The 2,748-nt window shown below is 60.8% G+C and carries 3 protein-coding genes; all 3 read right to left on the bottom strand.

Annotation, left to right across the window (positions count from 1 at the left end):
- A partial coding sequence (locus EN969_RS25540) for a sugar ABC transporter permease (RefSeq protein WP_164758483.1) occupies positions 1 to 798 on the bottom strand: 798 nt, incomplete at its 3' end.
- 94 nt (positions 799 to 892) lie between these two features.
- Positions 893 to 2,218: an ABC transporter substrate-binding protein gene (locus EN969_RS25545; protein ID WP_013529762.1), complete on the bottom strand. Its 1,326-nt coding sequence runs from the start codon at positions 2,216 to 2,218 to the stop codon at positions 893 to 895.
- Positions 2,219 to 2,255: 37 nt separating this feature from the next.
- Positions 2,256 to 2,723, bottom strand: a complete 468-nt coding sequence (locus tag EN969_RS25550; protein ID WP_281060033.1) for a TOBE domain-containing protein — start codon at positions 2,721 to 2,723, stop codon at positions 2,256 to 2,258.
- Positions 2,724 to 2,748: the final 25 nt, after the last annotated feature.

The raw sequence follows: 2,748 nt of genomic DNA on the forward strand, positions 1-2,748 counted from the left end.
CATCAGATGGGTGGCATTCACCGGCCCGCCGCGAGTCAGCACATAGATCAGCTGGAAATCGGTGAAGGTGAACAGGACCGAAAAGGTCATGGTGATGGCGATGATCGGCGTCAGCAACGGCAGCGTCACATAGCGGAACAACTGCCAACGGCTGGCGCCGTCGAGCGTCGCGGCCTCGTAAAGCGATTGGGGAATCGTCTGCAGGCCGGCCAGCAGCGTGATGGCCACGAAAGGAATGCCGCGCCAGACATTGGCGACGATCACCGAGGCGCGTGCGTTCTCCGGATCGCCAAGGAAATTGATGCGGTGGTCGATCAGTCCCATCTGCTGCAGCGCCCAGGAGAGGATGGAGAACTGCGAATCGTAGATCCACCAGAAGGCGATGGCCGAGAGCACCGTCGGCACCACCCACGGCAGCAGGACAATCGCGCGGAAGAACGATTTGAAGGGAAGGTTCTGGTTGAGGAGGAGCGCCAGCCAGAGGCCGAGCGCGAATTTCAGGATCGAAGCGCTGATCGTGTAGAGCAAGGTGTTGAAGACGGAGAGCCAGAAGACGGCGTCGCTCCACAGATATTCATAGTTTTCGATGCCGATGAAGATGCCGGGGCGGCCGATGCGGGCGTCGGTGAAGCCGAGCCAGACGCCGAGCCCCAGCGGATAGGTCAGGAAGACAAGCAGCAGTGCAGCCGCCGGAAGCATGAAGCCGAAGCCAAGTGCGTTCCGGCTTTCGCTCCAGCGCGATAGAATCCGTGAGAAGATCGAAGATCGCGGCTGGATAGCAGCTGACGGCACAGCCATGGGTCGGCTCCTGCTGAGGTCTCATTGATCGGCCGGATCGGCCACGATGCAATCCGAAGCCAGCCGGGCAGCCGCGCTGCCCGGCTGAGCCGGCTCAAACGCGATAATAGCGATTTGCCCGCTTCTCGGCCTCTTCCATTGCCTCTTGCGGCGTCGCCTGGCCGGTCACCGCTTTGGCGAACATATCGACCAGCACGTAGTCGGCCATGGTTGCCGCCGAAGCATAGCCGAGCGGCCCGGCATAGCCGTTAGGCCGCAGAGTAGCCGAAGCCTTGGCGTAAGCGGCGTTGTTGGGATCGGCAGTCCATACCGGGTTGTTGTCGAATGCCTTCAGGGTCTGGCAGCAATATCCGGCCGAGGAGGTGATCCAGTCCTTCATTTGCGGTTCCTCGAACATGAACTGCAAATACGCCTTGGCCGCGTTGGGGTAGGGCGTGTAATTGAAGATGACAGCCGTGGTCACCTGGAACAATTCGACGGATTTGCCGACAGGGCCGATGGGCAGGTTGGTGGTGCGTATGTCCTTGGCGATTTCAGCCAGCTTCGGATCATTGTCCTTATTGATTTTGGCGGTGTTGTAGGCCGAGATGCCGTTGGCGATGACAGCCAGTTCGCCGGCCAGGAAGGCGCGGTTGTTGTTGACGTCGAGCCAGCTTTCGGTGCCTGGAATGAAGGTCTTGTAGAGTTCCTGCGCGTATTCGATGGCCTTGAGGGTCTCGGGGCTGTTGATCGTTACCTTGCCGCTCTCGTCGACCATCTGGCCGCCATGGCTCCACAGCAGCCAATGAGCATAGTTGTTGCCGTCGCCGACGCCATGGCCATGCGTGAAGCCGGCCGGATGGCCCTTCGCCTGCAAGGCCTTGCAAAGTTCCAGGAAGCCTTTCGTGTCCTTGGGAAACTCCGAAAAGCCGGCCTCTTTCACCCAGCTTTCCCGATAGACGATGGCATTTCCGATCGTGGCCAGTGGCAGGCCGATGAATTTGCCTTCCCGGGTCGCATATTGCTTTGGTCCATCATGCCAGCCGCCGTATTTCGAGCCGAGATACTCGCCGAGTTCGCTCACGTCGTGCAGCTTGTCGGGATATTGGTGCGGGTCATCGAACCAGACGAACATCAGGTCGGGGCCGGAGCCGACATTTGCCGCGACCGCCGCCTTGGGGCGAATGTCCTCCCAACTTTCCTTGTCGACGCGGACCGCGACACCGGTCGCTTCGGTGAAGCGCTTGGTGTTGGCCAGCCATTGGTCCTCGTCGCCCTGGACGAAGGGCGACCAGCGCAGCAGTCTAAGCTTGGCGCCATCCTCGGGTTTGTATTTCGGTCCGTCCTGGGCAAGGGCCGGAGAGCTGATGAACCGACTTCCCAAGGCACCCGCCGCCGCGCCGGCGGTGGTGCGGATCACGTCACGTCTGGTGAACTTCATGCTCGTTTCCTCCTGCTTGTTGTCCTTGCCTGTGGTCCTACTGATCGGTACGTGTTTGGAACCTCTGTCCGGTTTCTCCGTGAAAGAGATGGATGAGGCCGGGCTCGGCCGTAAGCCGGATGGTTTCGCCCGGCGTGAAGGAATGTCGTTCCCGGAAATTCGCGACGATCTCTTCGCCGCCGGCTGTCCGGCCGATGAGCTGCACTTCGGACCCGGTTGGTTCAACCACCGCGACGGTGACCGGAATGCCCCGGTCGTCGGACAGCCGCAAATGCTCGGGCCTTATTCCCAGCACCACAGGCTCGCCATTGGGGATGGAAAGTGCCGAGGCCAACGGGACTGAAATCCCCCCGGCGCCGCGGAACGAGGGTGAGCCGTCAATAGCGATCTCGCCCCTCAGCAAATTCATGGCCGGCGAGCCGATGAAGCTGGCGACAAAAAGATTGTTCGGCCGGTCATAGAGTTCCAGCGGCGGCCCTATCTGCTCGACGATGCCGTCATGCATGACCACGATCTTGTCAGCCATGGTC

The organism is Mesorhizobium sp. M7A.F.Ca.CA.003.01.2.1 (assembly GCF_003998945.1).
Taxonomy (GTDB): Bacteria; Pseudomonadota; Alphaproteobacteria; order Rhizobiales; family Rhizobiaceae; genus Mesorhizobium; species Mesorhizobium ciceri.